Source organism: Xanthomonas sp. DAR 34887, from assembly GCF_041245805.1.
GTDB lineage: Bacteria > Pseudomonadota > Gammaproteobacteria > Xanthomonadales > Xanthomonadaceae > Xanthomonas_A > Xanthomonas_A tesorieronis.
Genome location: NZ_CP162490.1, coordinates 4,898,947 through 4,922,583, shown reverse-complemented (window position 1 = coordinate 4,922,583; position 23,637 = coordinate 4,898,947). Strand labels below are relative to the sequence as shown.

The following is a 23,637-nucleotide window of genomic DNA, read 5'->3' as shown; positions in this document are numbered from 1 at the left end:
GGGCGAAGCCTGGCATGGCGGCCGTCGCCTCGACGTTCGCCGCTGTCACGCGCTGTCGTGTTCCTCGCCTTGGAGCTGGTGCCCGTCCGGGTGAACACGATACGGCCAGGTTCATCGACCCGGCATTCTGGGCGCCCTGCGCGCCGACGATGTAGAGGCCTTCCGCAACAAGGTCGCGACGGCGTTTTGCGCGCCGGGTCGGCACGATCGCCGACGTTGGGCGCGCAGCGGTGTTTGTGATGACCAACCCTGCGTCACCGGAACCGTGCTCGAGGTCTCCGGTGGGGAGCTGCTGGTCGACTGGCTGTCTGACCGACATCCCAGGACGGGCCGCTGTCACACCCAGCCGGCGTCGAAAGCACTACGATTCCTCGCGCCACCTGACGCGAGGAATCATGCAGATGAAGACGCTAGCAAATGCGGTCCTGCTCGGAGTCCTACTGACGAGTGTCGCGCACGCGCAGACCAATGCGGGCAATCAGAAGCCCGATCCTGACATCCCCTTCAATGTCACCAAGGTGGCCAGCTTCGATCTGCCCTGGCGCATCGCGTTCCTGCCCGATGGCCGCATGCTGATCACCGAGAAGGTCGGTCGCGTGCAACTGGTGACGCCGCAAGGCGCCAAGACCGAGGTCAAGGGCGTGCCGGCCAGTTACGTGGAAGGCCAGAACGGCATGCTGGGCGTGTTCGTGTCGCCCCACTACGCCATCGACAAGAGTGTGTACCTGACGTACGTCGCACCCGGCGACTACGGCGGCGGTCTGGCCATGGGCCGAGGCCGACTGGTGATGGAGGGCAACGAGGCCCGGCTGGACAACTTCAAGGTGCTGTGGCGCCAGATGCCGACGGGCAAGGGCGGCCAGGCCGGCGCGCAGATCGCGTTCTCGCCGGATGGCCAGTCTCTGTTCCTCACGGTGGGCGACCGCCAGCGCTTCACGCCGGCACAGGATCTCAATCAACCGGTAGGCAAGATCCTGCGGTTGACGCTGGACGGCAAGCCCGCGCCGGGCAATCCGTGGGCAGGCAGGGGCGGCGCGCGCACCATCCCGCTGATCGATCCGGCGGCCGATACCGAGGCGGCCAAGACGGCGCCGGTGGTCAGCACCTACACGTTCCCCAACGCCAACCTCACGCCAGCCGAAACCTGGTCCATCGGCCACCGCACCCCCTATGGCCTCGCGTTCGCTCCCGACGGCCGGCTGTGGGAGCTCGAGCATGGGCCCAAAGGCGGCGACGAACTGAACCTGATCCAGCGCGGCAAGAACTACGGTTGGCCGCTGGTGTCGTATGGCGACAACTACAACGGCGTGCCGATTCCCAAACCCGAGACGCGGCCCGATCTCGTCAGGCCGGCGATCTATTGGGCGCCGGTGATGGCGCCCGGCAACCTAATGTTCTACAAGGGCAACCTGTTCCCGCAGTGGAAGGGCAGCGCGTTGATCAGCGGCCTGGTCAGCCAGGGCATCATCCGCGTCACCGTCGACAGCAAGGGCGGCGCCACTGCGGTCAATCGCTGGAGCCTCGGCAAGCGCATCCGCGATGTCGAGGAAGCGCCGGACGGCTCGCTGTGGTTGCTGGAAGATGCCAAGCCCGGTGGCCTGTACCGGCTCACGCCGAAATAAGCGCACGGGCGGTGTTCCTCGCGATCTCGGGTGCGGGTTGCCGAGTTGCGAGGAACCTTGTCAGGCACAGGCCCATCGACCGGTACAGACAGTGGCCGGCGACGCTGCAGTCTCCGATGCTGCTTGTCGCGGCTGAAGCCGCTCCTACAGGAGCCTGCGGCATGCCGGCTGGGTGCACTGTAGGAGGGGCTTCAGCCCCGACAGATAGTATCCGCAGCTGGTGCAATTTCCGACATCGCTCGTCGCGGCTGAAGCCGCTCCCACAGGGGCTTGCGGCATGCCGGCTGGGTGCACTGTAGGAGGGGCTTCAGCCCCGACAGATAGCATCCGCAGCAGATGCAATTCCCGGCGCCGTTTGTCGCGGCTGAAGCCGCTCCTACAGGGCTTGCGGCGTGCCGGCTGAGCCACTGTGGGAGGGACTTCAGTCCCGACGCGGACGCGCCTGCCTGCGCAGTGTTCTGCATCGATGGACCGGCTCTCTGCTGCAGGAAAAAGCGAGTGCGCTGCCACGATTGGAGATCGAATACACCGCGTCGAGGCGCCGCGGACAAGGGCGCGTGCGACGCGTGCAAAACAGCGTGCCACGCGCGCCGCGCGGCGATGCTGTCGCTGCCCGCCACTGCTGGCCTAGAATCCCTCTCCACACCGTCCGGTCCTTCTGCGCATGTCGTCCCCGCCTGCTCCCGCCGCCGCCGTCCCCGCGCGTGGCGGTTTCGTCGTCCTCGCGTTGCTGCTGGTCTACGTGGTCTGGGGCTCGACCTATCTGGCGATCCGCTTCGCGCTGGAAGGCGGCACGCCGCCGCTGAGCATGGTTTCGGGACTGCGCTTCGTGGTCGCCGGTTCGCTGCTGTACGCGGTGCTGCGCTGGCGCGGCGTGGCCGCACCAACGCGCGCGCAATGGGGGTCGTTGACCGTACTCGGCGCCTTGCTGCTGTTGTGCGGCAACGGCATGGTGGTGCTGGCCGAGCGTCAGGTGTCCTCGGGCCTGGCCGCGGTCGCGGTGGCCTCGGTGCCGCTGTGGATGGCGCTGTTCGGCGCGCTGCGCGGGCAGCACGCCAGCCGCGGCGAATGGCTGGGCATCGTGGTCGGCTTCGCCGGCGTGCTGTGGCTCAACGCCGGCAGCAGCCTCAGCGCCACTCCCAAGGGCCTGGTGTTTCTGTTGATCGCGCCGATCGGCTGGGCGTTCGGCTCGGTGTGGTCGCGCGGTCGCGATCTGCCGATGCCGTTCATGGCCGCGGCCGGGCAGATGCTGTGCGGCGGCGTGCTGCTGGTCACCGCCGGATTGCTGAGCGGCGAACGCCCGCATGCCTGGCCGACGCCGCATGCGTTGCTGGCGGTCGCCTATCTGTGCGTGTTCGGCTCGATCGTGGCGTTCACCGCCTATGTGTGGCTGTTGCAGAACGTGCGCCCGGTGCTGGCCGGCAGCTATGCCTACGTCAATCCGGTGATCGCGGTGGCGCTGGGCAGCTGGCTCGGCGCCGAGCGCTTCACCGGCAGCGACCTGGGCGCGATGGCGGTGATCCTGGCCGGCGTGGTGGTCATCACCGTGGCGCGGACGCGGCGATGAGCGTCGCCGAGCAGGAGGCGCGCCGCGGCCTGTCGATCACCGCGCTGACCTTCGCGCTGTGGGGCGTGGTGCCGGTGTACTGGCATCTGCTCAAGGCGGTGCCGTCGGCCCAGATCATCGCCCACCGCATCGTCTGGAGCGGAGTGCTGGTGGTGGGCTGGCTGCTGTACAGCGCGCGCCTGCAGTGGTGGCGCAGCATCGCCGCGCGGCCGCGCGCGCTGGCCATCCTGGCGCTGAGCAGCCTGGCGATCGCGTTCAACTGGGGCCTGTACATCTGGGCGATCAACGCCGGCCATGTGATCGAGGCCAGCCTGGGCTATTTCATCAATCCGCTGGTCAACGTGCTGCTCGGGGTGCTGGTGCTGAAGGAGCGGCTGCGCGCGGTGCAGTGGCTGGCGGTGGCATGCGCGGCGCTGGGCGTGGCGTGGCTCACCGTCGATGCCGGGGCGCTGCCGTGGATCGCGCTGAGCCTGGCCGCCTCGTTCGGGCTGTACGGCCTGCTGCGCAAGCTGGTGCAGGTGGATGCGGTGGCCGGGTTGGGCGTGGAGAGCCTGTACCTGTTCCTGCCGGCGCTGGGCTTCGTGCTGTGGAGCGAGGGTGGCCACGGCGGCGGTTTCGCCGGCGGCTGGGGCTGGCGCAACGATCTGCTGCTGGTGTTCGGCGGCGTGGTCACCGCGGTGCCGCTGATCGGCTTCGCCTACGGCGTGCGGCGCATTGCGCTGTCGCTGGTCGGCTTGCTGCAATACATCGCGCCGAGCCTGCAATTGCTGCTGGGCGTGTGGTTCTTCCGCGAGCCGTTCGACAGCGGCAAGGCGATCGGCTTCGCCGCGATCTGGGTCGGGCTGCTGCTGTTCGCAGGCGAAAGCCTGTGGCGGCGAGCCGGGATTCGGGATTCGTGATTAGAGATTAGCAACGGCAGAACAGCGCAGGCCGCCAGCGCCGCCAGCTGTTGCGAATCCCCAATCCCGAATCCCCAATCCCCGCTCAACCGCGGCTGGCGCTCGCGGTAGCATTGGCCGTCAGCTGCTGCTCGGCATCCACGCGCGGCGCCAGCGGCGCCGGGCAGTGGCCGTCGTGGCGCTGCGCCGGCAGTTCGGCGAACCAGTCCTCCACGGTCGGCGCCAGCAGGTCCAGTCGCATCGGCAGGCTGATGTGGTTCTCGCCGGGCATCTCCAGGTAGTGCGCGCGCGGCGCGTCCAGCGCCAGCAGGCGGCCGTGCGCGACGGGAATGTGTTCGTCGGCGCTGCCGTGCAGCAGCAGCAGGCAGGCCGGCGCGGTGCGCGCGGCGGCGGTCACGTCGACCTGGTCCAGGTTCAGCGCCAGGCGCTGATTGGCGTTGGCGATGACCGCGTCCAGGTTCTGCCCGCCGTAGCGCCAGCGCGCCAGGTCCATCGCGGCGCTGGCCATCCAGCCCCGCGGGCGGCTGGCGAGCATGTGCGGGATCATGTCGCGGATGCCGCGGCCGGCGTTGGCGAAGGATTCCATCGCCACCACGCCTTCGACGTCGCCGCCCAGCTTCTGCGCGGTGAACAGCGCGGTGGCGGCGCCGTAGGACACGCCGAACAGGTACAGCGGGCCCTGGATCTCGCCGCGGGCGCGCAGCGCGCGGATCACCGCGACCACGTCGTCGGACTCGCGGGTGCCGTAGCCGGCCGGGCCGCCGCCGGAGCGGCCGTGGTTGCGCAGGTCGATGCTGATGCTGCGGTAGCCGGCCTGGGCCAGGTCCAGCGACCACGGCAGCAGCGAATCGCCGTCCATCATCCAGCCGTGCAGCAGCACCACGGTGCCGCGGGGCGCGGCCTGGCTGCCGGGCTGCGGCGCGGCCACGTCCATCGCGAAATCGGCGCGCTCGTGGCCGTTGGCGTCGCGGCCGGCGTGCTCGTAGCGGTAGCGCATGCGGTAGTCGCCCGGATCGATCGCACGCCAGAAGATCGGGATGCCTGCCGGGGTGAGCACGTGCCCGCTGCGGTTGGGCAGCGTCGCCAGCAGGCCCTGGATGCGTTCTTCGTCCATCAGCGGCGACACGCCGCCCGGCGCGACCAGGCGGTCGCTGAGCGAGGTGGAGGAGCGGGCGGCCAGGCCCAGGCTGGTCAGGCACAGGCTGGCGCAGAGGACGAGCAACAGGCGCAGGCGCGACGACATGATGGCGGTAGGCGGTGGATGAATGGCCGCGCAGGCTAGCGCCTTCGCCGTCGCGGCTCTACCGCAATTGGATGACGAAACGATGACGCGGGCCGGGCGTTTGGCTGGGAGTGGGGATCGTCTGCCCGGTTTCACCGGCCGCGCCTGCGCCGGGGGGTGTCGGCGCCGCGTCGCTCGGATGCCGGCCGCACCGCGATCGAGCCAGCAGCGGCCGTGACCGGCACCTAGCGTCTGCCTTGGTCACGGCGCGTCGCCACGCGATGGCTCACATGCAACGGCGGTGCACCGGCAGGCTTTGCTGCGCGTCCCGCCGCCCCGCGCATGCGCGCAGGAGGCCCGCGCGCTGCGATCTGCCCGCCAGGCAGCCATCGCCTGGCGGGCGCGCTATCGCGCTGCGCCGGTTACAGCGCGCGCAGGGCGGTGGTGATCGGCAACCGCGCCGCGCGCAGCGCCGGGAACAGCCCGCCGACCAGGCCGATGCCCAGCGCCCACTTCAGCCCGCTCCACAGCAGCGCCGGCGAGACCTTGAACTGGAACACCACCTGGCTGAAGTTGCTGCCCAGCGTGGACACGCTGTAGCCGTTGAACACGGCCCAGGCGATCAGCCCGCCGAGCAGTCCGCCGAGCAGCGCCAGCAGCATCGTCTCCAGCATCACCGCGGTCACCACCGGCAGGCCGCGGAAGCCGATCGCGCGCATCGTGGCGATCTCGCGGGCGCGGGTGGCCACCGCCGCGTACATGGTGTTGAGCGCGCCGAACACCGCGCCGACCGCCATGATCGCGCCGATCACGGTGCCGAGGATGCTGATCACCTTGCTGAGGTTGCCGCCCTGCTTGGCGTAATAGGCGCGGGTGGTCTCCACGTCGAGCTTGAGTCGCGGGTCGGCCGCCATCGCCGCCTTGAACTGCGCGTAGCCGTCCTTGCCGGCGGTGCGCACGTTGATCGACTGGTAGGCGCTGCGGTTGTAGGTCGACGCCAGGGTCTGCGCGTCGGCCCACAGCTCCGAGTCGTGCGCATCGCCGGAGGCGAACACGCCGACCACGGTCCACTGCTCGCGGCCCAGGCTCAACGTCTTGCCCACGTCCAGCCCGCGGAACTGCGCCTTGGCGCCCTGGCCGACCACGATCTCGCGCAGACCGGCGCCGAAGCGGCGGCCTTCGACGATCTTGAGCTTGTCGTGCACCGCCCAGCCGGCGTCGCCGACGCCGCGGAACTGCACGTTGGTGTCGGTGCCGTCGGCCTTGCTCGGCAGGTTGATCACCTGCGACAGCTCCGCGGACACCAGCGGCTTGCCGTCGGCGCCCTTGGCCACGCCGGCCAGGCTGGCGATCAGCGGCACCTGGTCGCGGGTGATCACCGAGTTGGTCTCGGCGCCGGAGCCGCCGCGCAGCACGATCGCGGTGGTGTCGTCGCCGGTGCTGTTGAGCGTGGCCTGGAAGCCTTCGCCCATCGCCAGCATCGCCACCAACACGCCGACCACGCCGGCGATGCCGACCACGATCACCGACGAAGCGCCCCAGCGTTGCGGGAGGCTGGCCACGCCGATGCGGGTGGCCGCCAGCGCCAGGCGGCCGCTGCGGGTCAGCAGCAGCCACAACGCCACGCCGGCCGCCAGCGCCAGCACGCCATACCAGGGCAAGACGATCCACAGCGCCAGCCCGATGCCGAGCAGCAGCAGCGAGAGCAGGTTTCCCAACCAGAGTTTGAGTTTCATCAGTGCGTCTTCCGAGAATGCGACAGGGAGCGATGCGGCGGCGGGCTCAGCGCCCGGCCAGCGCGTCCACGATCTTCAGGCGCTGCGCGCGCAATGCCGGCAGCAGCCCGACCACGATGCCGATGGCGACCATCAGCCCCAACGCCATCCCCCAGGTCTGCGCCGGCACGCCGCGCAGCGGCATGATGCCGCCGCTGGCCGCAGCCACGCCGGGGATGATCAGCGCCGCCAGGCCCATGCCGATCAGGCCGCCGAGCACGATCAGCAGCACCGACTCGGCCATCACCAGGGTCAGCACGGTGCCGTCGCGGAAACCGAGCGTCTTCAGCACTGCCAGTTCCGGGATGCGCTCGCGCACCGCCTGCGCCATGGTGTTGCCGGTGAGCAGCAGCAGGGTGAAGAACACCGCGGCCATGATCGCGGTGACGATCAGCCCGACGTCGGCGAACTGCTTGGCGAAGGCCTGCGAGAATGCGGCCTCGGTCTGGCTCTTGGTCTCGTGGTCGGAATTGAGCGACAGCGCGTCGATCGCCTGCGCCACCCGCGACGCCTGGTCGGCGTTGCCCAGCTGCACGGTGTACCAGCTGACCTTGTTCTTGATGTAGTCGTTGGACTCGTCGAAGTACTTCCAGTTCATCATCAACTGGTTCTCGGCCTGCGCGTTCTTGGCGTCCTTGACCTTGAAGATGGTGGTCAGGGTCAGCGGCCAGTCGTTGCTGCCGCCGCGCGGGAAGATGGTGGCCTGCAGCGGGATGGTGTCGCCGATCTTCCAGCCATGCTTCTTGGCCAAGGCGGCGCCCACCGCGGCGGCGGTACGGGTCTCGCGGAACGCCTTGAGCTGCGCCGGCGGCACGTCGTACTCGCTGTAGACGTCGAAGAAGTTCGGCGCTACCGAGAAGTTGGGGAAGAAGTTCTTCGGATCCTGGTAGATGCCGCCGAACCACATCGCGTAGGTGACCTTCTTCACCCCCGGCACCGAGGCGATCTGCGACTCCAGGCTGACCGGCAGCGACTGGGTGATCGACAGCCGCGAGGACACGATCAGCCGGCTGGCGCCTTCGACGCTGCCGCCGGAATTGAACGCCACGCGCACCGAGTCGAGCATGCCGAACAGCAGGAACGCAGCGACCACCGACAGCAGGGTCAGCAGGGTGCGGGTCTTGCTGCGGAACAGCTGTGCCCAGATCAACGAAAGATATTTCATGTTCGATTCTCCAAGGGACGGGATGCCGGGGCGCGGAACGCGCGCGGCGGCAGCGGCCGGTTCAGTGCGCCACGAGCGGTGCGTCGGCCAGCTCGCCCTTGTCCAGGTGCACGGTATGGCTGGCGTACTCGGCGGCCTTGGGGTCGTGGGTGACCATGATGATGGTCTTGCCGTGTTCGCGATTGAGCTGCTGCAGCAGGTGCAGGATCTCCTCGGCGGCGGTGCGGTCCAGGTCGCCGGTGGGTTCGTCGCAGATCAGGAAGGTGGGGTCGGAGACGATGGCGCGGGCGATCGCCACGCGCTGCTGCTGGCCACCGGACAGTTCGTTGGGGCGGTGGCTGCGGCGGTCGGCGAGGTTGACCAGGGTCAGCGCGATCTCGGCGTTGCGCTTGCGCTGGGCGGCGCTGAGGTTGGTCAGCAGCAGCGGCAGTTCCACGTTCTTCTGCGCGGTGAGCATGGGCATGAGGTTGTAGAACTGGAACACGAAGCCGACGTGCTGGCTGCGCCAGGTGGACAGCTGCCCGCCGCTCATGCGGTCGATGCGTTCGCCTTCGATCTCGATCTCGCCGCCGCTGGGGGTATCCAGGCCGCCGATCAGGTTCAGCAGGGTGGTCTTGCCGGAGCCGGAGGGACCCATCAGGGCGACGAAGTCGCCGCGTGCGATGTCCAGGTCGATGCCGTGCAGGACTTGTACTTTCTCGGGTCCGCGCTGGTAGGTCTTGGTGACGTTGCGCAGTTTGACGAGGGTGGACATGGTGGTGTTCCTGGCAGTGGACGGTAGTGGATGTGCCGATGGCGGTGAGGCGGTGCGCGGATGCTCGTGTCGCTTGTCGCTTGTCGCTTGTCGCTTGTCGCTTGTCGTTGCTGTTGCGGTTGCTTTTTTGCTTTACCGGGTCCCTTACGCAGCGGCGAATAGGACGGGATTCGCGGCAGGGGCAGGATGCCCCTTCCGCGAATCCCGTCCTATTCGCGGACCCGGAGCGCGCAGCGCGGAGGGCGCGGAGTAGGGTGTGCTTTCTTTTGATTACTTTTCTTTGCACAAGCAAAGAAAAGTAACTCGCCGTAAGGCGAAAGCTTTTGCTCTCTCTTGCTTGCTCTTGCTCTTGCTCTTGCGATGGCGATGGCGATGGCGGTGGTCTAATCATTGTAGGAGCGGCTTCAGCCGCGACTGATTCTGTCAGGAATGTGTCGCGGCTGAAGCCGCTCCTACAAAGGCGACGCTCAAGCAAACAAGGCAACAGCAAAGCAAAAGCTTCCGCCCTAGGGCGGGTCACTTTTCTTTGCTCGCGCAAAGAAAAGTAACCAAAAGAAGCGCTTTACCACAGCCGAAGGCTGGTCAAGCGCGCCCTGCCTACGCGCCCTCCGCGCTGCGCGCTCCGGGTCCGCGGATGCACCGGGGATCCGCGGAAGGGGCATCCTGCCCCTGCCGCGGACGGCGCACATCCATGTGCGCCGCCCTTCGGGTTTTTCCCCGGTCCATCCGCCGCTGCGGAAGGGAACCCGGAAAGTCAAAAGCAAAAGCAAAGCACACCAGCAGCAAAGCAACAGCCGGAGCAGAACGATAGCCAGAGCAAAGCAACAGCTAGAGCAGAGCAACAGTCAGGGCAGAAGAACAGCTAAAGCAATATCAATATCAATATCAACAGCAACAGTGGATGGCGGTTGGAGCTTTTGCAGCCGATGACCGGCTCGATCCAGCACGAGTGCAGCCAGGCGACGCAGTCAACGATCAGTTGGAACGAGATCCACTACATCAACAACGGGATGGCAACCAATCCAGCTGCGCAGCTCGTGGCGATGCAGCAAGGCGGCGGCAATACGGGTGGCATACGGTGATTCGCGCCAATGCGCGGTCTCTCACAGCGGCCGACCCTATTGCTCGGTCGCCTCCGCCATCTTCACCTTGACCCCGTCGTGCAACGTCTCCGGCGGGTCCAGCACCACGGTGTCGCCCGCCGCCAGGCCCGACAGCACCTGGCGGTCGTCGCCCAGCGCGATGCCGGTCTTCAGCGCGCGCTGCTCGACCGTGTTGTCCTCCTTCAGTGCGAACGCCACGTCCTGCCCGCCGCGCTTGACGATCGCCGCGCCCGGTGCGCGCACGCCCTGCGGCTTGTCCTGCGCCTGTGCCTGCGGGGCTTCCAGGAAGCTCACGCGCACGCCCATCTCCGGCACGATCCGCGGATCCTTCTGCTTCAGCGCCACGCGGACCTTCACCGTGGCCTTGCCGCGGTCGGCCGAGGGGATGATCGCGATCACTTCGGCCGGGATCTTCCACTCCGGGTAGGCGTTGAGCGTGGCTTCCACCGGCATGCCCGGCTTGACCCGGCCGATGAAGGCCTCGCCCACTTCCACCTCGATCTCCAGCGAATCCATGTCCACCACCGTGCCGATGCCGGTGCGGGTGAAACCGCCGCCGGCCGACAGCGGCGAGACGATCTCGCCCGGCTGCGCCGCCTTGGCGGTGACCACGCCGGAGAACGGCGCGCGCACGATGGTGTTGTCCACGTTGAGGTCGGAGATCGACAGCTGGTTGCCGGCCACCACCACATTGCGCTGCGCGCTCTGCAGCTGCGCGCGCAAGGCATCGCGCTGCGACAGCGCCTGCTCGTACTGCGAGCGCGACACCAGCTGCTGCGTGGACAGCGTCTGCAACCGCTGCGCATCGGCTTCGGCCTGGCGCAGTTGCGCCTGCATGTTGGCCACCTGGCTGCGCGCCGCGTCCAGCTGCGAGGCCGACAGCTGCCGCTGCGCGCTGGCGTCGATCGGGTCCAGTGTGGCCATCACCTGGCCCTGCTCCACGCGCATGCCTTCCTCGATCAGCACCTCGCGCACCTTGCCGGTGATCTTCGCCGAGACCGTGGCCATGCGCCGCGCCACCACGTAGCCGCTGGCGTCCAGCACCGAAGCGCTGCTGCTGCCGGCGGCGATCGCCACCACCGGCGCGGTGGTCACCTCGATGGGCTTGCTGCGGCCGAACAGCAGCCAGCCGCCGACGCCCAGCGCCAGCAGCAGCGCCAGGACCACGGCGATCCACAGCCCGCGCCGCGACGGCGGTTCGCTCGGCGGCGCCTTGCGGTCGATACGGAGTTCTTTGAGCAGATCGGCGGAGGTACTCATCGTGTCCCTGGATGAATCGGTAAGCGCAGTGTGGGCGGCGAGACGCGTGCTTCCCAGTTGCCGGAAGTCACTTTCTGCGTTGCGCTGCGGCGCCATTCCCCATGGCGTGGTGCGCAGCATGCGGCAATCGCGCGGCCATCGCCAGTGACAGCTGTCACCCGCCGCGGCTGACGGGCCGCACTGGGAGGCGCCGGCTGCGCGGCGCAGCATGGTCACTCCTGCCACCACCGGTCCCTGCCGATGCCCGCTTCCGACACTCTTCCGCTGGCGCAGCTGCGCGGCGTGCACAAACGCTACGGTGCGGTGGTCGCGCTGGACGACGTGGACCTGCAGCTGCAGCGCAGCCAGCTGCTGGCCCTGCTCGGCGCCAACGGCGCGGGCAAGAGCACCGCGGTGGCGCTGCTGCTCGGGCTGCAGGTGGCCGACGCCGGCAGCGCGCAGCTGTGCGGGCAGGATCCGCGCGCGCTCGGCGCGCGGCGCCAGGCCGGGGTGATGCTGCAGTCCGCCGGGCTGCCGGACACGCTGCGCGTGGGCGAATTGCTGGACCAGGCGCGCGGCTACTATCGGCGCCCGCGCAGCGTCGCCGACTGCGTGGCGCTGGCCGGGCTGGATGGGCTGATGGCGCGCCGCTACGGCGGCCTGTCCGGCGGCCAGCAGCGGCGCGTGCAGTTCGCGATGGCGATCTGCGGGCGGCCGCGGGTGCTGTTCCTGGACGAACCCAGCACCGGTCTGGACATCGAGGCGCGGCAGGGCCTGTGGCGGGCGATCCAGGAGCTGGTCGCGGACGGCTGTGCGGTGCTGCTGACCACGCACTATCTGGAAGAGGCCGAGGCGCTGGCCGACCGGGTCGCGGTGCTGCAACGCGGGACGCTGATCGCCGAGGGCAGCGTGGCGCAGCTGCGGGCGCGCTTCGAGCAACGCACGATCCGCTGCCGCAGCGCGCTGGCGGTGGCGCAGGTGGCGAGTTGGCCGCAGGTGCGCCGCGTGGACGGCCGCGACGGCGTATTGGAGATCGTCGCCGAACCCGCCGAGCCGGTGGTGGCGCACTTGCTCGCCGCCGATCCGGGGCTGGACGAACTGGAAGTCAGGCGCGCCGGCCTGGCCGACGCCTTCCTCGCCATCACCCGTGCGGAGGCCGCATGAACGCGCCCGATCCACGCCGCAGCGCGCCGGCCGCAACGCCGGCGCATGGCGCCACCGCACTGCCGTATGACGCGTCCGTATTGCCGTGGCGCGAGTACATGGCATTGCTGTTGCGCGAGATCCGCTACGAACTGCTGCGCTGGCTGCGCGCGCCCTCCTTCGCGCTGCCGACCCTGCTGTTCCCGCCGATGTTCTACCTGCTGTTCGGCGTGGTGCTCAACCGCGGCAATCCCGCCGCCGCGGTGTACCTGATGGCCAGCTACGGCGTGTTCGGGGTGATGGCGCCGGCGCTGTTTGGTTTCGGCGTGGGCCTGGCGCTGGACCGCGAACGCGGCCTGCTGACGCTCAAGCGCGCGCTGCCGGTGCCGGCGGGGGCGATGCTGCTGGCGCGCACGGCGCTGGCGATGCTGTTCGCGCTGGCGATCGGGGTGGTGCTGCAACTGCTGGGCAGCACGCTAGGCGGGGTTCGCTTGGCGCTGCCGCAACGTGCCTTGCTGTTGCTGGTCGATGTGCTGGGCACGCTGCCGTTCTGCGCGATCGGCCTGTACATCGGCGCCCGCGTCGGCGGCAGCGGCGCGCCGGCGGTGGTCAACCTGATCTACCTGCCGATGGCGTTCCTGTCGGGCCTGTGGATCCCGCTGCAACTGCTGCCGTCGCTGCTGACCACGCTGGCGCCGCTGTGGCCGTCCTATCACCTGGGCCAGCTCGCGCTGCGCGTGGTCGGCCAGGACAACGGCGGCAGCAGCGCCGGCCACGTCGCCGCGTTGCTGGCGATGACCGTGGCGTTCTTTGCGCTGGCGCATCGGCGCCTGCGCCGCGGCTGATGGCCGGCATCCGTGGTGCCGGCGCGGCCATGCCGGCGTCTCCCGTTCCCGCCACGCCGCCGGCAGCGCCGCGCGGCATCCGCTCGCGCTCGCTATGCTATGCCCCGCGGCAGCGCGTCCGCCCCTGGAGCCTGCCGTGATCGCCTTGCTGCACGCCTCGCCCGAATCGCTGATCGCCCGGCGCATGACGTCGGCCACGGCCACCCGCAGCGCGCATTGGTTCGTGTGGCTGTCGTTGATCTGGTCGATCTGGCTGTTCGTGACGCCGCTGTACGAGCCGCATTACTTCACCCGCTGGTTCCGGCCGACCATGACCAGCTACGCCGTGTTCCTGGCGCTGTACTACTGCGCCTACTACCGCCACCGCCGCTACCTGCGCTGGTGCGTGGCCGGCATGGCCGCGCTGGCCTTCGTGTTGCTGCCGTACAACCCCGGCGCGCAGTGCTACATCATCTTCGCCTGCGCGTTCATGCCGTTCTGCTTCAGCACGCCGCGGGCGCTGCTGGCGATGCTGCTGTTGCTGGCGCTGTTCGCGGGAGCATGGTGGTCGCGCGGCTGGTCGCCCTTGTACATGGTCAGCGCGGTGCTGGTGGGGTTGGCGGTGGGGCTGATGAACATCAGCTTCGAACGCCGTGCGCGCGCCGATGCGCAACTGCGCCTGAGCCACGAGGAGGTGCGGCGCCTGGCCGCGGTGGCCGAGCGCGAGCGCATCGGCCGCGACCTGCACGATCTGCTCGGCCACACGCTGTCGCTGGTGGCGCTGAAGGCAGACCTGGCCGCGCGCCTGCTGGCGCGCGATCCGGCCGCGGCGCGGCAGGAGATGGACGACGTCGGCCAGGTCGCGCGCGAGGCGCTGGGGCAGGTGCGGCGCGCGGTCAGCGGCATCCGTGCCGCCCAGCTGGCGGCGGAGATGGCCTCGGCCAAGCTGCTGCTGGAATCCTCCGGGGTCACGTTCCGTTACCAGGTCGACGCGCTGCCGCAGTGCGCGCAGCTGGAGACCGTGTTCGCCATGGTGTTGCGCGAGGCCGCCACCAACATCCAGCGCCATGCCGGCGCCGGCAACGCGCAGCTGCGGCTGTGGTGCGAGCACGGCCAGGCCTTGCTGGAGATCCGCGACGATGGCCGCGGCAGCGCGATGCAGCCAGGCACCGGGCTGGCCAGCATGCGCGAGCGGCTGGAAGCGGTGGGCGGGACCCTGCGGATCGAGTCCGAGCGCGGCCAGGGCACCCGCCTGCTGGCGTCGGCACCGTTGCCGCGCACGCCGCCGAGCGCGCTGCCGCCCGCACCGGACACCGCACCCGAAACGCACGGTCGCCAGGATCCCGCGCTGCGCTGAGCATCGCCCTGGCCGGCGCCCTACAATGCGCCCACAAGGACCGGGGGCGGGCGTGATTCGACTAGTGCTGGCGGAAGACCAGGCGATGGTGCGCGGCGCGCTGGGCGCGCTGCTGGGCCTGGAAGCGGATATCGACGTGGTCGCCAGCGCCGCCGACGGCGAAACCGCATGGCGCGCGCTGCAGGCGCATACGCCGGACCTGCTGGTCACCGACATCGAGATGCCCGGCCTCAGCGGCCTGGAACTGGCGCAGCGGGTGCAACGCCAGCAGTTGCCGGTCCGCGTGGTCATCGTCACCACCTTCGCGCGGCCCGGTTTCCTGCGCCGCGCGCTGGATGCCGGCGTCGGCGGCTATCTGTTGAAGGATGCGCCGCCCGAGCGCCTGGTCGATGCGATCCGCCAGGTGCACCGCGGCGGCCGCGCGATCGATCCGGAACTGGCGCTGGAAGCCTGGTCCGACGCCGATCCGCTCAACGACCGCGAACGCCAGGTGCTGCGCCTGGCCGGCGAGGGTGCCTCGGCCGGCGACATCGCCGCGCAACTCGGGCTCTCGCACGGCACCGTGCGCAATTACCTGTCCGAGGCGATCGGCAAGCTCGGTGTCGGCAACCGCATCGAGGCGGCGCGGTTGGCGCGGCAGAAGGGCTGGCTGTAGCGCTGTTGTGCGCCGCGGCGCGTGCCGCCAGAAACGCGAATGCCGGCGGACGCGGGCCACCGGCATTCGGGTATAAAAACCAGGCGCGCCCAGCGCAGCGCGCTGGGCGGCGTGGCGGATCAGAACGACCAGGTGAAACTCAGCGCGCCGCTGCGCGGTTCGCCCCAGGCGCCATAGCCGTAGATCTGCGCGTAGTACTTCTTGTCCAGCAGGTTGTTGAGGTTGGCCTGCACGGTGATGTTGTCCGACAGCCGGTAGCGCGCGAACGCGCTGACCAGCGCATAGGCATCCTGCTCGAAGCGGCCGTAGGTCGCATCGACGTAGTAGATGCGGTTCTGCCAGTTGACGCCGCCGCCGAAGGTCAGCTCGGCGAGGCTGCGCGGGGTGTAGCTGGTATAGAGCTTGAGCGTGGTCTGCGGCAGCTGCGAATTGATGTCCGCGCCACCGGCGTCCTTGGCCACGTAGCGCGCCGCGCCGAAGGTGCCGTTCCAGCCCGGAGCCAGTTCGCCGTTCACCTCGAACTCGAAGCCGCGGCTGACCGTGCCCTGCGCCGCGACGTACGCCGTCTCGGTGGTGCCCGGCACGAACTCGGTGGTGGCCTGGGCGACGTTGTCCTGCTCGATGCGGAACACCGACAGCGATGCGTTGAGGCGGTCGTCGAACCACGCCGCCTTGACCCCTGCCTCGTAGCTCTTGCCGATCACCGGATCCAAGTAGGCGCCGTTGCGGTTGCGCGCCGTTTGCGGCTGGAAGATGTCGGTGTAGCTGGCGTAGGCCGACCACACATCGTCGATCGTATAGACCAGGCCGGCATACGGCGTGGTTTCCTTCTGCCGGCTGGTGTACGCCACGCCGCTCTCAGCGCCATCCACCTTCCAGTCGGTATAGCGCGCACCCACGATCAGCTTCAGCGGATCGGCCAGCGAGAACCGCGCGGCCGCATAGCCGGCCTTCTGAGTGACGGTGCCGCGGCTGAATTCGGTCAGCGCCGACCAGGTCGGTTCCGGATAGTCGCCGGCCCAGTTCAGATAGCTGGCCATCGGCGCCGGGAAATCGAACGCGCCGTCGTTGACGTAGCGGCGGCGGTTGTAGCTGACGCCGGCCATCAGTTCGTGCTCGCGCCCGAACAGCTGCAGCGGGCCTTCGGCATAGCCGTCCAGGCCATCGACCTTGCGCTCGGTGACGTAGTAGCCGGAGTAGGGCACCACGCCGGCGCCGGTGGTCTTGTCGAAGCCGTAGATCGTGTAATACGGGTAGAACAGCTTGTCGGTGACGTTGGTCTGGTCGTGGGTGGCGTTGCCCCTCAGCTTCCAGCCATTGGCGAAATCGTGCTGCACGGTGGCGAAGGCGCGCTTGGTGGTGGTGTCCCAGAACGTCCAGTCCGCGGCCGGGTTGAACGAACGCGCATAGTTCGTGCGGCTGCCGTCGGAATACCACAGCGGGAAGCCGCCCCAGGTGACATCGTCGGACTGCTTCTTCTGGTAGTCGTAGCCCACGCTCAGCTGGGTGTTGGGGCTCAGGTCGGCATCGATCACCGCATAGCCCAGGGTCTTGTTCTGGCTGTAGCGGTCCACGTACGAATCGGTATCCAGGTAGCTGCCGATCACCCGTGCGCGCACCGTGCCGCTGGCGTTGAGTGGGGTGGTGACGTCCACCGTCGAGCGCGTCCTGCCCCAGCTGCCGGCGGTGACCTGCACGCTGCCGGTCAGCTCGGCGCTGTCGGCGTGCTTGCGGATCAGGTTGACCGAGGCGGACGGGTTGCCCGCGCCGGTCATCAGCCCGGTGGCGCCGCGCACCACTTCCACGCGGTCGTACAGCGCCAGGTCCAGCGCCGAGTCGCCGTAGCTCCAGTTCTGCACCATCGTGGTCGGGATGCCGTCGAACTGGTAGTTGTCGATGTAGAAGCCGCGCGCGTAGAACTCGAAGCGTTCGCTGTCCGAGCGGGTGTTGGACACGCCGGTGGTGTTCTCCAGCACGTCGATGATGTCGTCCAGGCCCTGATCCTCGATGCGCTGGTGGCTGATGATGCTCACCGACTGCGGGATCTCGCGCGGCGCCAGTTCGAAGCGGGTGCCGGCCGTGGTCTTGCGCACGCTGTAGCCTTCGGCGCGCTCGCCCTTGACGCTGACCTTGTCGAGGGTGGTCACATCGCCGTCGGCCGCGGTGTCGGCGAGCGCATCGGCGGCGAAGGCCGGCAGGCTGGCGAGCAGGCAGGCCATGGCCAGGGCGCAGCGGCGCGGGAAATGGCGGGGAGGGGGGAAACGGGTCATCGCAGGGCTCCGGGGCAAGCAGGCATGGCCATCGACGGCGCTGCACGCAGCGCCGCAGGATGGTCGGATTGGGATGCTGGCTTGGAGCGGGACATGCGCCGTGCGCAGGCGAGGCCTGTATGCGGGACGTCGGCACCTGGCTGGCGCTGTCGATGCGGCCGGCTGCCGCGAGAAGGGCGGCCGGCGCAGGGACGGGTGTTTCGGGAAACGGGCGGGGTGACCTGGCGATCACGGCGCGCCCACGGTGGCAAGTGTAACGGTGTCGGGTCAGCGCGGCCATGTCGGCGCTGCCATATTGCGCGCAGGCCCTGGCGTTTTGGGCGGAAAGATCGGGGGCGCAATGGGCGATGTGGGCTGCCGCAAGTGGCCCGCCGGCGAGGGCTGCGGCGGACACGCCCGCCGCGCGCTGGCGATCGGTATGCCGGAAGCGCAGGCGCCTATGAAATTGTACGTGCCCGCGTGGTCGCGCTGCCGCCAGCGACTATGCTGTCCGCAATCGGATCCAGCGACGCGCCAGGCAAGGAGTGCCCGGAATGGAGCGTCTGCGGACGGCGGTTCGATTCCGCCCACCGCCACCATCTCGAATCCCGATGGATGCGCCCGGATCGACCGACAGGAGGATGTGGATGAAGTGGATGCGCGCAGTGTTGTGCGGATGGTCGCTGCTGCTGGCCTGGTCGCTGCCGGCAGGCGCCGCGCTGGCCGCCGACGGCCAGTTCAAGGTGCTGGTCGCGGCGATTCCCAACAAGTACCACCACGACTACATCCCGGTGGCCAAGCCGCAGTTCGAGGCACTGGCGCGGCAGCACTACTTCGAGCTGGTGTGGGCCTGGAACGCCGAGGCCTTCGATGGCGACCTGTCGCAGTACGCGGCCATCGTGCTGCTCAATACGCCGGCCACCGACCTGAATCCGGCGCAGCGCGCCAATTTTCAGAAATACGTGCGTGGCGGCGGTGGCGTGGTCGCGGTGCACAAGGCGTTCGCGATCGCGCGCGGACAGTGGGACTGGTACGACCGCCTGATCGGCCGCTCCTTCCGCACCCATCCGTACCTGCAGACCGCGATGGTGGATGTGGTCGACCGCAACTTCCCCGCCACCGCCGGCCTGCCGCAGCGCTGGCTGTGGTCGGACGAGTGGTACGAATACGACCCGCCGTACAGCGACGACCTGGTCACGCTGCTGACGGTGGACGAAAGCAGCTACGACCCCACCTTGATCTGGCCCGGCCAGGTCGCCAAGGGCATGGGCACGCCGCATCCGGTGGCCTGGTACCACCGCTTCGAAGGCGCGCGCGTGTTCGTCACCGCGCTCGGCCACCAGGCCGAGGCCTACAACGATCCGCGCTACCTCGAACACCTGTACGGCGGCATCTACTGGGCCGCCACCGGCCACGGCATCGCCGGCGAGAGCGCCACGCCCGCGTCGCGCTCGCGCTGATCCTCCTGCGTCGTACCCGCGCTGCCTGGCAATCCGTCGCGGCTGAAGCCGCTCCTACGAAAAGCGGGTGGCTTGCTGGCCGGCGCTTCTGTAGGAGCGGCTTCAGCCGCGACAGAAACCTAACCTTCGTCGAGCAATCTGTCGGGGCTAAAGCCCTCTTACAGTGCAACAGCCAGCACGCCGCGCGTTTTTTTTGTGGGAGCGCCTTCAGGGCACCTGTAATAACAAAAAGCATATCTATGCACTTGCGAGCCGCCGACACGCCCAGCCTGCAGGTTCCGGCATCGAGACGTTCGAGATGCCATGGAGTGGCAAAGGCACATTGGCGGTAGGCGGTGGCGTTGCGGCCGCGTTTTTCATGAACGCCTTTGCATCACGGCCACTTCGTCCTCCTGTCGCGGCTGAAGCCGCTCCTACACATGCGCGCCGTGCTCTTGTAGGAGCGGCTTCAGCCGCGACAGGAAAAAGAAACACGCCATCGCCTCGCGCAGCGGGCAGCTTCCGGAATGGAGTTATTAGCGGTGCCCTTCAGTCGCGACGCGCATTACCGATCACGCCAGCCGCAGCCGATGATCAGGCCTCGAAACATCCGGTAGCTAGCAACCAGCACAGCGCAACCGCTCACCCCTCTTCCCGCCGCACAGACTGCTCCGCCACCGGCGTCGCACCACCACGCGCCATGCTCGAAAACACCCCGTCGCGGCGCACCCAGGCATGGAACAGCGCCGCGCACAGATGTCCCAGCACCGTGGCGAACAGCAGATACGCCAGCCAGCCATGCGCGCTGCGCAGCCCGGCATACAGCGCCGCGCTGTGCGGCGCGATCGGCGGCAACTGCACGCCCGGCCACAGCACGATCGGATAGCCGCCGGCCGACAGCATCGACCAGCCCAGCAGCGGCATCGCCAGCATCAGCGCATACAACACCCAGTGCGAGGCATGCGCGGCGGCTTTTTGCCACCACGGCAGGTCCGCCGGCAGCGGCGGCGGCCGATGGCGCAGGCGGTTGCCCAGGCGCACGATCGCCAACAACAGGATCGCGATGCCCAGCGGGCGGTGCAGGTCGAGCAGCCACGGCCGCTGCGACACCGAGGCGACCATGCCCACGCCGACGAACAGCATGGTCAGGATCATCGCCGCCATCAGCCAGTGCAGCAGGCGCGCGGTCAGTTTGAAATGCCCGGAGGCGTTGGCGCGGCTCATTGCGCACCCCCGTGCGCCTGGCCGGTCGCTTCCGGCGCCTGGCCGCGGCTGATCTCGCGCTCGCGGCGGTTGAACGAATGCGAATACACCGCCGAACGCGCGGCCAGGATCGGGTCGTCGGAACCGGCGATGCCGCGCGGCAGGATCAACGGGTCGTAGTTCAGGTCGCGGCACGGGCCGGTGGCCTGCGGCTCGGCGTGGTCGAGCACCAGCGTGCCGGCGACGATCTGCTGCCGGTCCTGCGGCCACGGCTGCGAGGGATCGTCCACCGGGTCGCCGGGCGCGGCCATGGTCAACACCAGGTCCCAGCGCAGCGGTCCGTGCGCCAGCCGCGCCTGCAGGTCCTCGCCGAGGAAGTCGGCATCGGCCTGCGCACGCTGCGCCGCGGACAGTTCCTTGAACGCGGTCTGCGGCCGCATCGACCAGCGCACGAAGCGGCTGCTGCCGTCGGCGGCAGTGAAACGGAACGCGTTGACCCCGTTGTACTGCGTGTTGGCCCAGCTGTCCGACCACGGCGCGGTTTTGGCCCACTGCTGGAATTTCTTCGCTTCCGGATAGCGTTGCAGGAACGCGGCCATCTTCGCCGGGTCCGGCTTGCCGGTGGCCGGGTCCGGTTGCGCGGCCAGGGTCTGCGCCATGAAGCCCTCCGGCGTGGCCACCACGAAGAACGGGAAGCTGTTCATCGCCGTGCGCCACTGCTGGCCGTCGTCGCTGCGCAGCAGCAGTGCCATGCTGCGCACTCGCGCGCTGGCATCGGCGCCGTGCGGATCGCCGCCGCCGATCGACATGCGGCCCAGCACCGGCACCGACGCCTGGGTGAACACCCGCGCCGAGGACAGGGCGCTGGCCTGGCCGTTGCCTTCGAAATGGCCGCTCACGCACATGCCCTTGCTGTGCGCGCGGCGGAAGCCCGGATGCGGCGGGCCGCCGGCTTCGATGGCATCGGTCATGCGCTGCGCGGTCAGCCGCTGCGGGCCACCCAGCCAGCCCGCGCTCCAGGCGAAGGCGGCAGCGAGCGCGGCGGCGATGGTGGCGATGCCGGCCAGCGGCAACCAGGGCCGCGGGCGGGGCGGCGGGGTGGGATCGGGATGGGACATGGGGGCGACTCCTGTGGCGGCGATTGGGAGTGAGACGTCCGGCGTCGCGTTCTATTCCCGGCACGGCACGTATTCGGCATCTGCGTTGCGTTTTTTTTGCCGGCGGCGATGCCGTGCGGCCCCGGCAGGCTGCACAATCGTGTGGGTGGCGCCGCCCAGCGAGGCGGTTCGCTCAGGCCGGGGAATAATCCGCCTCGCCGTGCGTCTTCACTGTGATTGCCCCTTTCCGAGCGCTGCGCACGCCCCTGCCCATGGACGAACTCGACGACGATTCCCTGCGTGCGCTCATGCCCCGCTTGCGGCGCTTCGCCCAGTCGCTGAGCGGCGATGCGGCCAGCGCCGACGATCTGGTGCAGGCCGCGCTGGAGCGCGCGCTGCGGCGCTGGTCCACGCGCCGCGAGGCCGATGCGTTGCAGCCGTGGCTGTTCGCGATCGTGTACCGGCAGTTCGTCGACGGGCGCCGGCGCGCGCAGCGCTGGCAGCGCGTGCTGGCCCTGTTCGCGCCGCAGCAGCCGACCCAGGCGCCGTCCGCCGAACAGGTGCACGACGGTCGCGCGATGCTGGCCGCATTCGCGCAACTGCCGGCCGAACAGCGCGCGCTGCTGCTGCTGGTCAGCGTCGAGGGTTTCAGCTACCGCGACGCCGCCACCGCGCTGGACCTGCCGATCGGCACGGTGATGTCGCGGCTGTCGCGCGCCCGCGAGAAACTGCGCCAGCTCGGCGAAGGCCGCAGCGGCAGCCCTGCCTTGCGAGTGCTCAAATGACCGTATTGCGCCCCGACGACGAAACCCTGCACGCCTATGTCGATGGCCGTCTGGATCCTGCGCGGCGCGCGCAGGTGGCGGCGTGGCTGCAGGCCAATCCCGCGCAGGCCGCGCGCGTGGCCGGCTGGAAGCAGGACGCCGATGCGCTGCGCGCGGCATGGGCCGGTGCCGAGACGCTGCCGGCCAACCCCGCGTTGACCATGCCGGCCCTGCGCCGCCGTGCGCGCCAGCGGCGCCGCACGCTGGCCGCCATGGCGGCCAGCTGCGTGCTGACGCTGGGCCTGGGCATCACGCTCGGCTGGCAGCTGCGCGACAGCCGCCTCGGCGGCGAGCGCCTGCCGATGGCCGACGCGGTGGCCGCGTATCGCCTGTTCGCCGACGGCGAGCAGCCGCTGGAATTCGACCCGGCGCGGCGGGCGGCCTTGCAGGGCTGGTTGCGCACCCATTTCGGCGCGGCCGGCGCAGTGCCGGACCTGCAGTCACAGGGCTTCGCGCTGCGCGGGGGACGCTTGCTGTCCACTCCCGAGGGCGCCGCGGCGATGCTGGTCTACCAGGACGCCGACGGCGCGCGCATCGGCCTGTACCTGCGCCCGCGCAGCGCCCGCCTCGGCAACGGCGAGCGCCGCGACGGCCGCCTGCTGGCCCAGTACTGGTCCGAAGGAAACACCGCCTTCGCCCTGGTCGGTCCGGCCACGCAGACCCGCATGCGCCAGATCGCCCCGCTACTGCGCGGGCAGGGCTGAGCCAGCGCACGACGTCGGGACTGAAGTCCCTCCCACAGTGCACCCAGCGAGCAGGCCGCAAGTTGCTGCTCCTGTAGGAGCGGCTTCAGCCGCGACGAACAAATCGGGAGGAAGCCTTGATGGTTTTGCTTTTCTGTCGCGGCTGAAGCCGCTCCTACAGTGCACACCGCGCGCGCCCCGCAAGCTTCTTGTGGGAGCGACTTCAGTCGCGACGAGGGAAGCGGTGGAGGTGCTGTGACTGGGTCGCGTCGGGACTGAAGTCCCTCCCACAGTGCACCCAGTGGACAAGCCGCAAGCTGCTGTTCCTGTAGGAGCGGCTTCAGCCGCGACGAAAAGTCGGGAGGAGCCTTGATGGTTTTGCTTTTCTGTCGCGGCTGAAGCCGCTCCTACAGTGCACACCGCACGCGAGCCGCAAGCTTCTTGTGGGAGCGACTTCAGTCGCGACGAGGGAAGCGGTGACGGTGCTGTGACTGGGTCGCGTCGGGACTGAAGTCCCTCCCACAGCGCACCCAGCGGACAGGCCGCAAGCTGCTGCTCCTGTAGGAGCGGCTTCAGCCGCGACGAACAAGTCGGGAGGAAGCCTTGATGGTTTTGCTTTTCTGTCGCGGCTGAAGCCGCTCCTACAGCGCACACCGCGCGCGAGCCGCAAGCTTCTTGTGGGAGCGACTTCAGTCGCGACGAGGGAAGCGGTGGAGGTGCTGTGACTGGGTCGCGTCGGGACTGAAGTCTCTCCCACAGTGCACCCAGTGGACAAGCCGCAAGTTGCTGCTCCTGCAGGAGCGGCTTCAGCCGCGAC

At 69.1% G+C, this 23,637-nt stretch carries 19 protein-coding genes; 11 read left to right on the top strand and 8 right to left on the bottom strand.

The window, feature by feature from the left end:
- The first annotated feature begins 395 nt into the window (after positions 1-395).
- From AB3X08_RS21005 to rarD, 3 genes are all read left to right on the top strand, one after another.
- The gene (locus tag AB3X08_RS21005) at positions 396-1,622 is read left to right on the top strand and encodes a PQQ-dependent sugar dehydrogenase (protein ID WP_369934916.1); all 1,227 of its coding nucleotides are present in this window, start codon (positions 396-398) and stop codon (positions 1,620-1,622) included.
- 664 nt (positions 1,623-2,286) lie between these two features.
- On the top strand, positions 2,287-3,189 hold the full coding sequence (yedA, locus tag AB3X08_RS21000) for a drug/metabolite exporter YedA (RefSeq protein ID WP_369934913.1): 903 nt from the start codon (positions 2,287-2,289) through the stop codon (positions 3,187-3,189).
- A complete protein-coding gene (rarD, locus tag AB3X08_RS20995; RefSeq protein WP_369934912.1) occupies positions 3,186-4,088 on the top strand; it encodes an EamA family transporter RarD in 903 nt (300 codons plus the stop codon). Before yedA ends, rarD begins: the two co-directional genes overlap by 4 nt.
- A gap of 85 nt (positions 4,089-4,173) precedes the next feature.
- Here rarD and AB3X08_RS20990 read toward each other — a convergent pair whose 3' ends face one another.
- The 4 genes from AB3X08_RS20990 to AB3X08_RS20975 all read right to left on the bottom strand — a co-directional run bounded on the left by AB3X08_RS20990 (position 4,174) and on the right by AB3X08_RS20975 (position 9,004).
- Positions 4,174-5,331 (bottom strand): alpha/beta hydrolase family protein, encoded by a 1,158-nt coding sequence (locus AB3X08_RS20990; RefSeq protein WP_369934911.1) that lies wholly within the window; start codon positions 5,329-5,331, stop codon positions 4,174-4,176.
- 401 nt (positions 5,332-5,732) lie between these two features.
- A complete protein-coding gene (locus tag AB3X08_RS20985) occupies positions 5,733-7,046 on the bottom strand; it encodes an ABC transporter permease (RefSeq protein WP_369934908.1) in 1,314 nt (437 codons plus the stop codon).
- A gap of 46 nt (positions 7,047-7,092) precedes the next feature.
- The gene (locus tag AB3X08_RS20980) at positions 7,093-8,250 is read right to left on the bottom strand and encodes an ABC transporter permease (protein WP_369934906.1); all 1,158 of its coding nucleotides are present in this window, start codon (positions 8,248-8,250) and stop codon (positions 7,093-7,095) included.
- 61 nt (positions 8,251-8,311) lie between these two features.
- A complete protein-coding gene (locus tag AB3X08_RS20975) occupies positions 8,312-9,004 on the bottom strand; it encodes an ABC transporter ATP-binding protein (protein WP_369934905.1) in 693 nt (230 codons plus the stop codon).
- A gap of 926 nt (positions 9,005-9,930) precedes the next feature.
- Here AB3X08_RS20975 and AB3X08_RS20970 point away from each other — a divergent pair.
- A complete protein-coding gene (locus AB3X08_RS20970) occupies positions 9,931-10,086 on the top strand; it encodes a hypothetical protein (RefSeq protein ID WP_369934904.1) in 156 nt (51 codons plus the stop codon).
- Between the two features lie 36 nt (positions 10,087-10,122).
- Here AB3X08_RS20970 and AB3X08_RS20965 read toward each other — a convergent pair whose 3' ends face one another.
- A complete protein-coding gene (locus tag AB3X08_RS20965) occupies positions 10,123-11,367 on the bottom strand; it encodes an efflux RND transporter periplasmic adaptor subunit (protein WP_369934903.1) in 1,245 nt (414 codons plus the stop codon).
- A 240-nt stretch (positions 11,368-11,607) separates the two neighbouring features.
- Between AB3X08_RS20965 and AB3X08_RS20960 the strand changes: the two genes are divergently transcribed.
- From AB3X08_RS20960 to AB3X08_RS20945, 4 genes are all read left to right on the top strand, one after another.
- On the top strand, positions 11,608-12,510 hold the full coding sequence (locus AB3X08_RS20960) for an ABC transporter ATP-binding protein (RefSeq protein ID WP_369934902.1): 903 nt from the start codon (positions 11,608-11,610) through the stop codon (positions 12,508-12,510).
- A 98-nt stretch (positions 12,511-12,608) separates the two neighbouring features.
- Entirely contained in the window at positions 12,609-13,334 is a 726-nt protein-coding gene (locus AB3X08_RS20955; RefSeq protein WP_369938598.1) for an ABC transporter permease, read from the top strand.
- 136 nt (positions 13,335-13,470) lie between these two features.
- The gene (locus AB3X08_RS20950) at positions 13,471-14,670 is read left to right on the top strand and encodes a sensor histidine kinase (protein ID WP_369934901.1); all 1,200 of its coding nucleotides are present in this window, start codon (positions 13,471-13,473) and stop codon (positions 14,668-14,670) included.
- Positions 14,671-14,722: 52 nt separating this feature from the next.
- The gene (locus AB3X08_RS20945) at positions 14,723-15,325 is read left to right on the top strand and encodes a response regulator transcription factor (RefSeq protein WP_369934900.1); all 603 of its coding nucleotides are present in this window, start codon (positions 14,723-14,725) and stop codon (positions 15,323-15,325) included.
- A gap of 119 nt (positions 15,326-15,444) precedes the next feature.
- On the opposite strand, the gene fhuE is transcribed toward AB3X08_RS20945, so the two are convergent.
- The gene (gene fhuE / locus AB3X08_RS20940) at positions 15,445-17,595 is read right to left on the bottom strand and encodes a ferric-rhodotorulic acid/ferric-coprogen receptor FhuE (protein ID WP_369934899.1); all 2,151 of its coding nucleotides are present in this window, start codon (positions 17,593-17,595) and stop codon (positions 15,445-15,447) included.
- Positions 17,596-18,221: 626 nt separating this feature from the next.
- On the opposite strand from fhuE, the gene AB3X08_RS20935 reads away from it, so the two are divergent.
- On the top strand, positions 18,222-19,034 hold the full coding sequence (locus AB3X08_RS20935; protein WP_369934898.1) for a ThuA domain-containing protein: 813 nt from the start codon (positions 18,222-18,224) through the stop codon (positions 19,032-19,034).
- 621 nt (positions 19,035-19,655) lie between these two features.
- On the opposite strand, the gene AB3X08_RS20930 is transcribed toward AB3X08_RS20935, so the two are convergent.
- Both AB3X08_RS20930 and AB3X08_RS20925 read right to left on the bottom strand, forming a co-directional pair.
- Complete coding sequence (locus AB3X08_RS20930) at positions 19,656-20,237, bottom strand: cytochrome b (RefSeq protein ID WP_369934896.1); 582 nt, start codon at positions 20,235-20,237, stop codon at positions 19,656-19,658.
- Positions 20,234-21,334 (bottom strand): catalase family peroxidase, encoded by a 1,101-nt coding sequence (locus AB3X08_RS20925; protein WP_369934895.1) that lies wholly within the window; start codon positions 21,332-21,334, stop codon positions 20,234-20,236. The genes AB3X08_RS20930 and AB3X08_RS20925 overlap by 4 nt, the downstream gene beginning before the upstream one ends.
- A gap of 251 nt (positions 21,335-21,585) precedes the next feature.
- Here AB3X08_RS20925 and AB3X08_RS20920 point away from each other — a divergent pair, with 251 nt between their 5' ends.
- Positions 21,586-22,098 (top strand): RNA polymerase sigma factor, encoded by a 513-nt coding sequence (locus tag AB3X08_RS20920; protein WP_369934894.1) that lies wholly within the window; start codon positions 21,586-21,588, stop codon positions 22,096-22,098.
- The gene (locus tag AB3X08_RS20915; protein WP_369934893.1) at positions 22,095-22,841 is read left to right on the top strand and encodes an anti-sigma factor family protein; all 747 of its coding nucleotides are present in this window, start codon (positions 22,095-22,097) and stop codon (positions 22,839-22,841) included. Before AB3X08_RS20920 ends, AB3X08_RS20915 begins: the two co-directional genes overlap by 4 nt.
- Positions 22,842-23,637 lie beyond the last annotated feature (796 nt).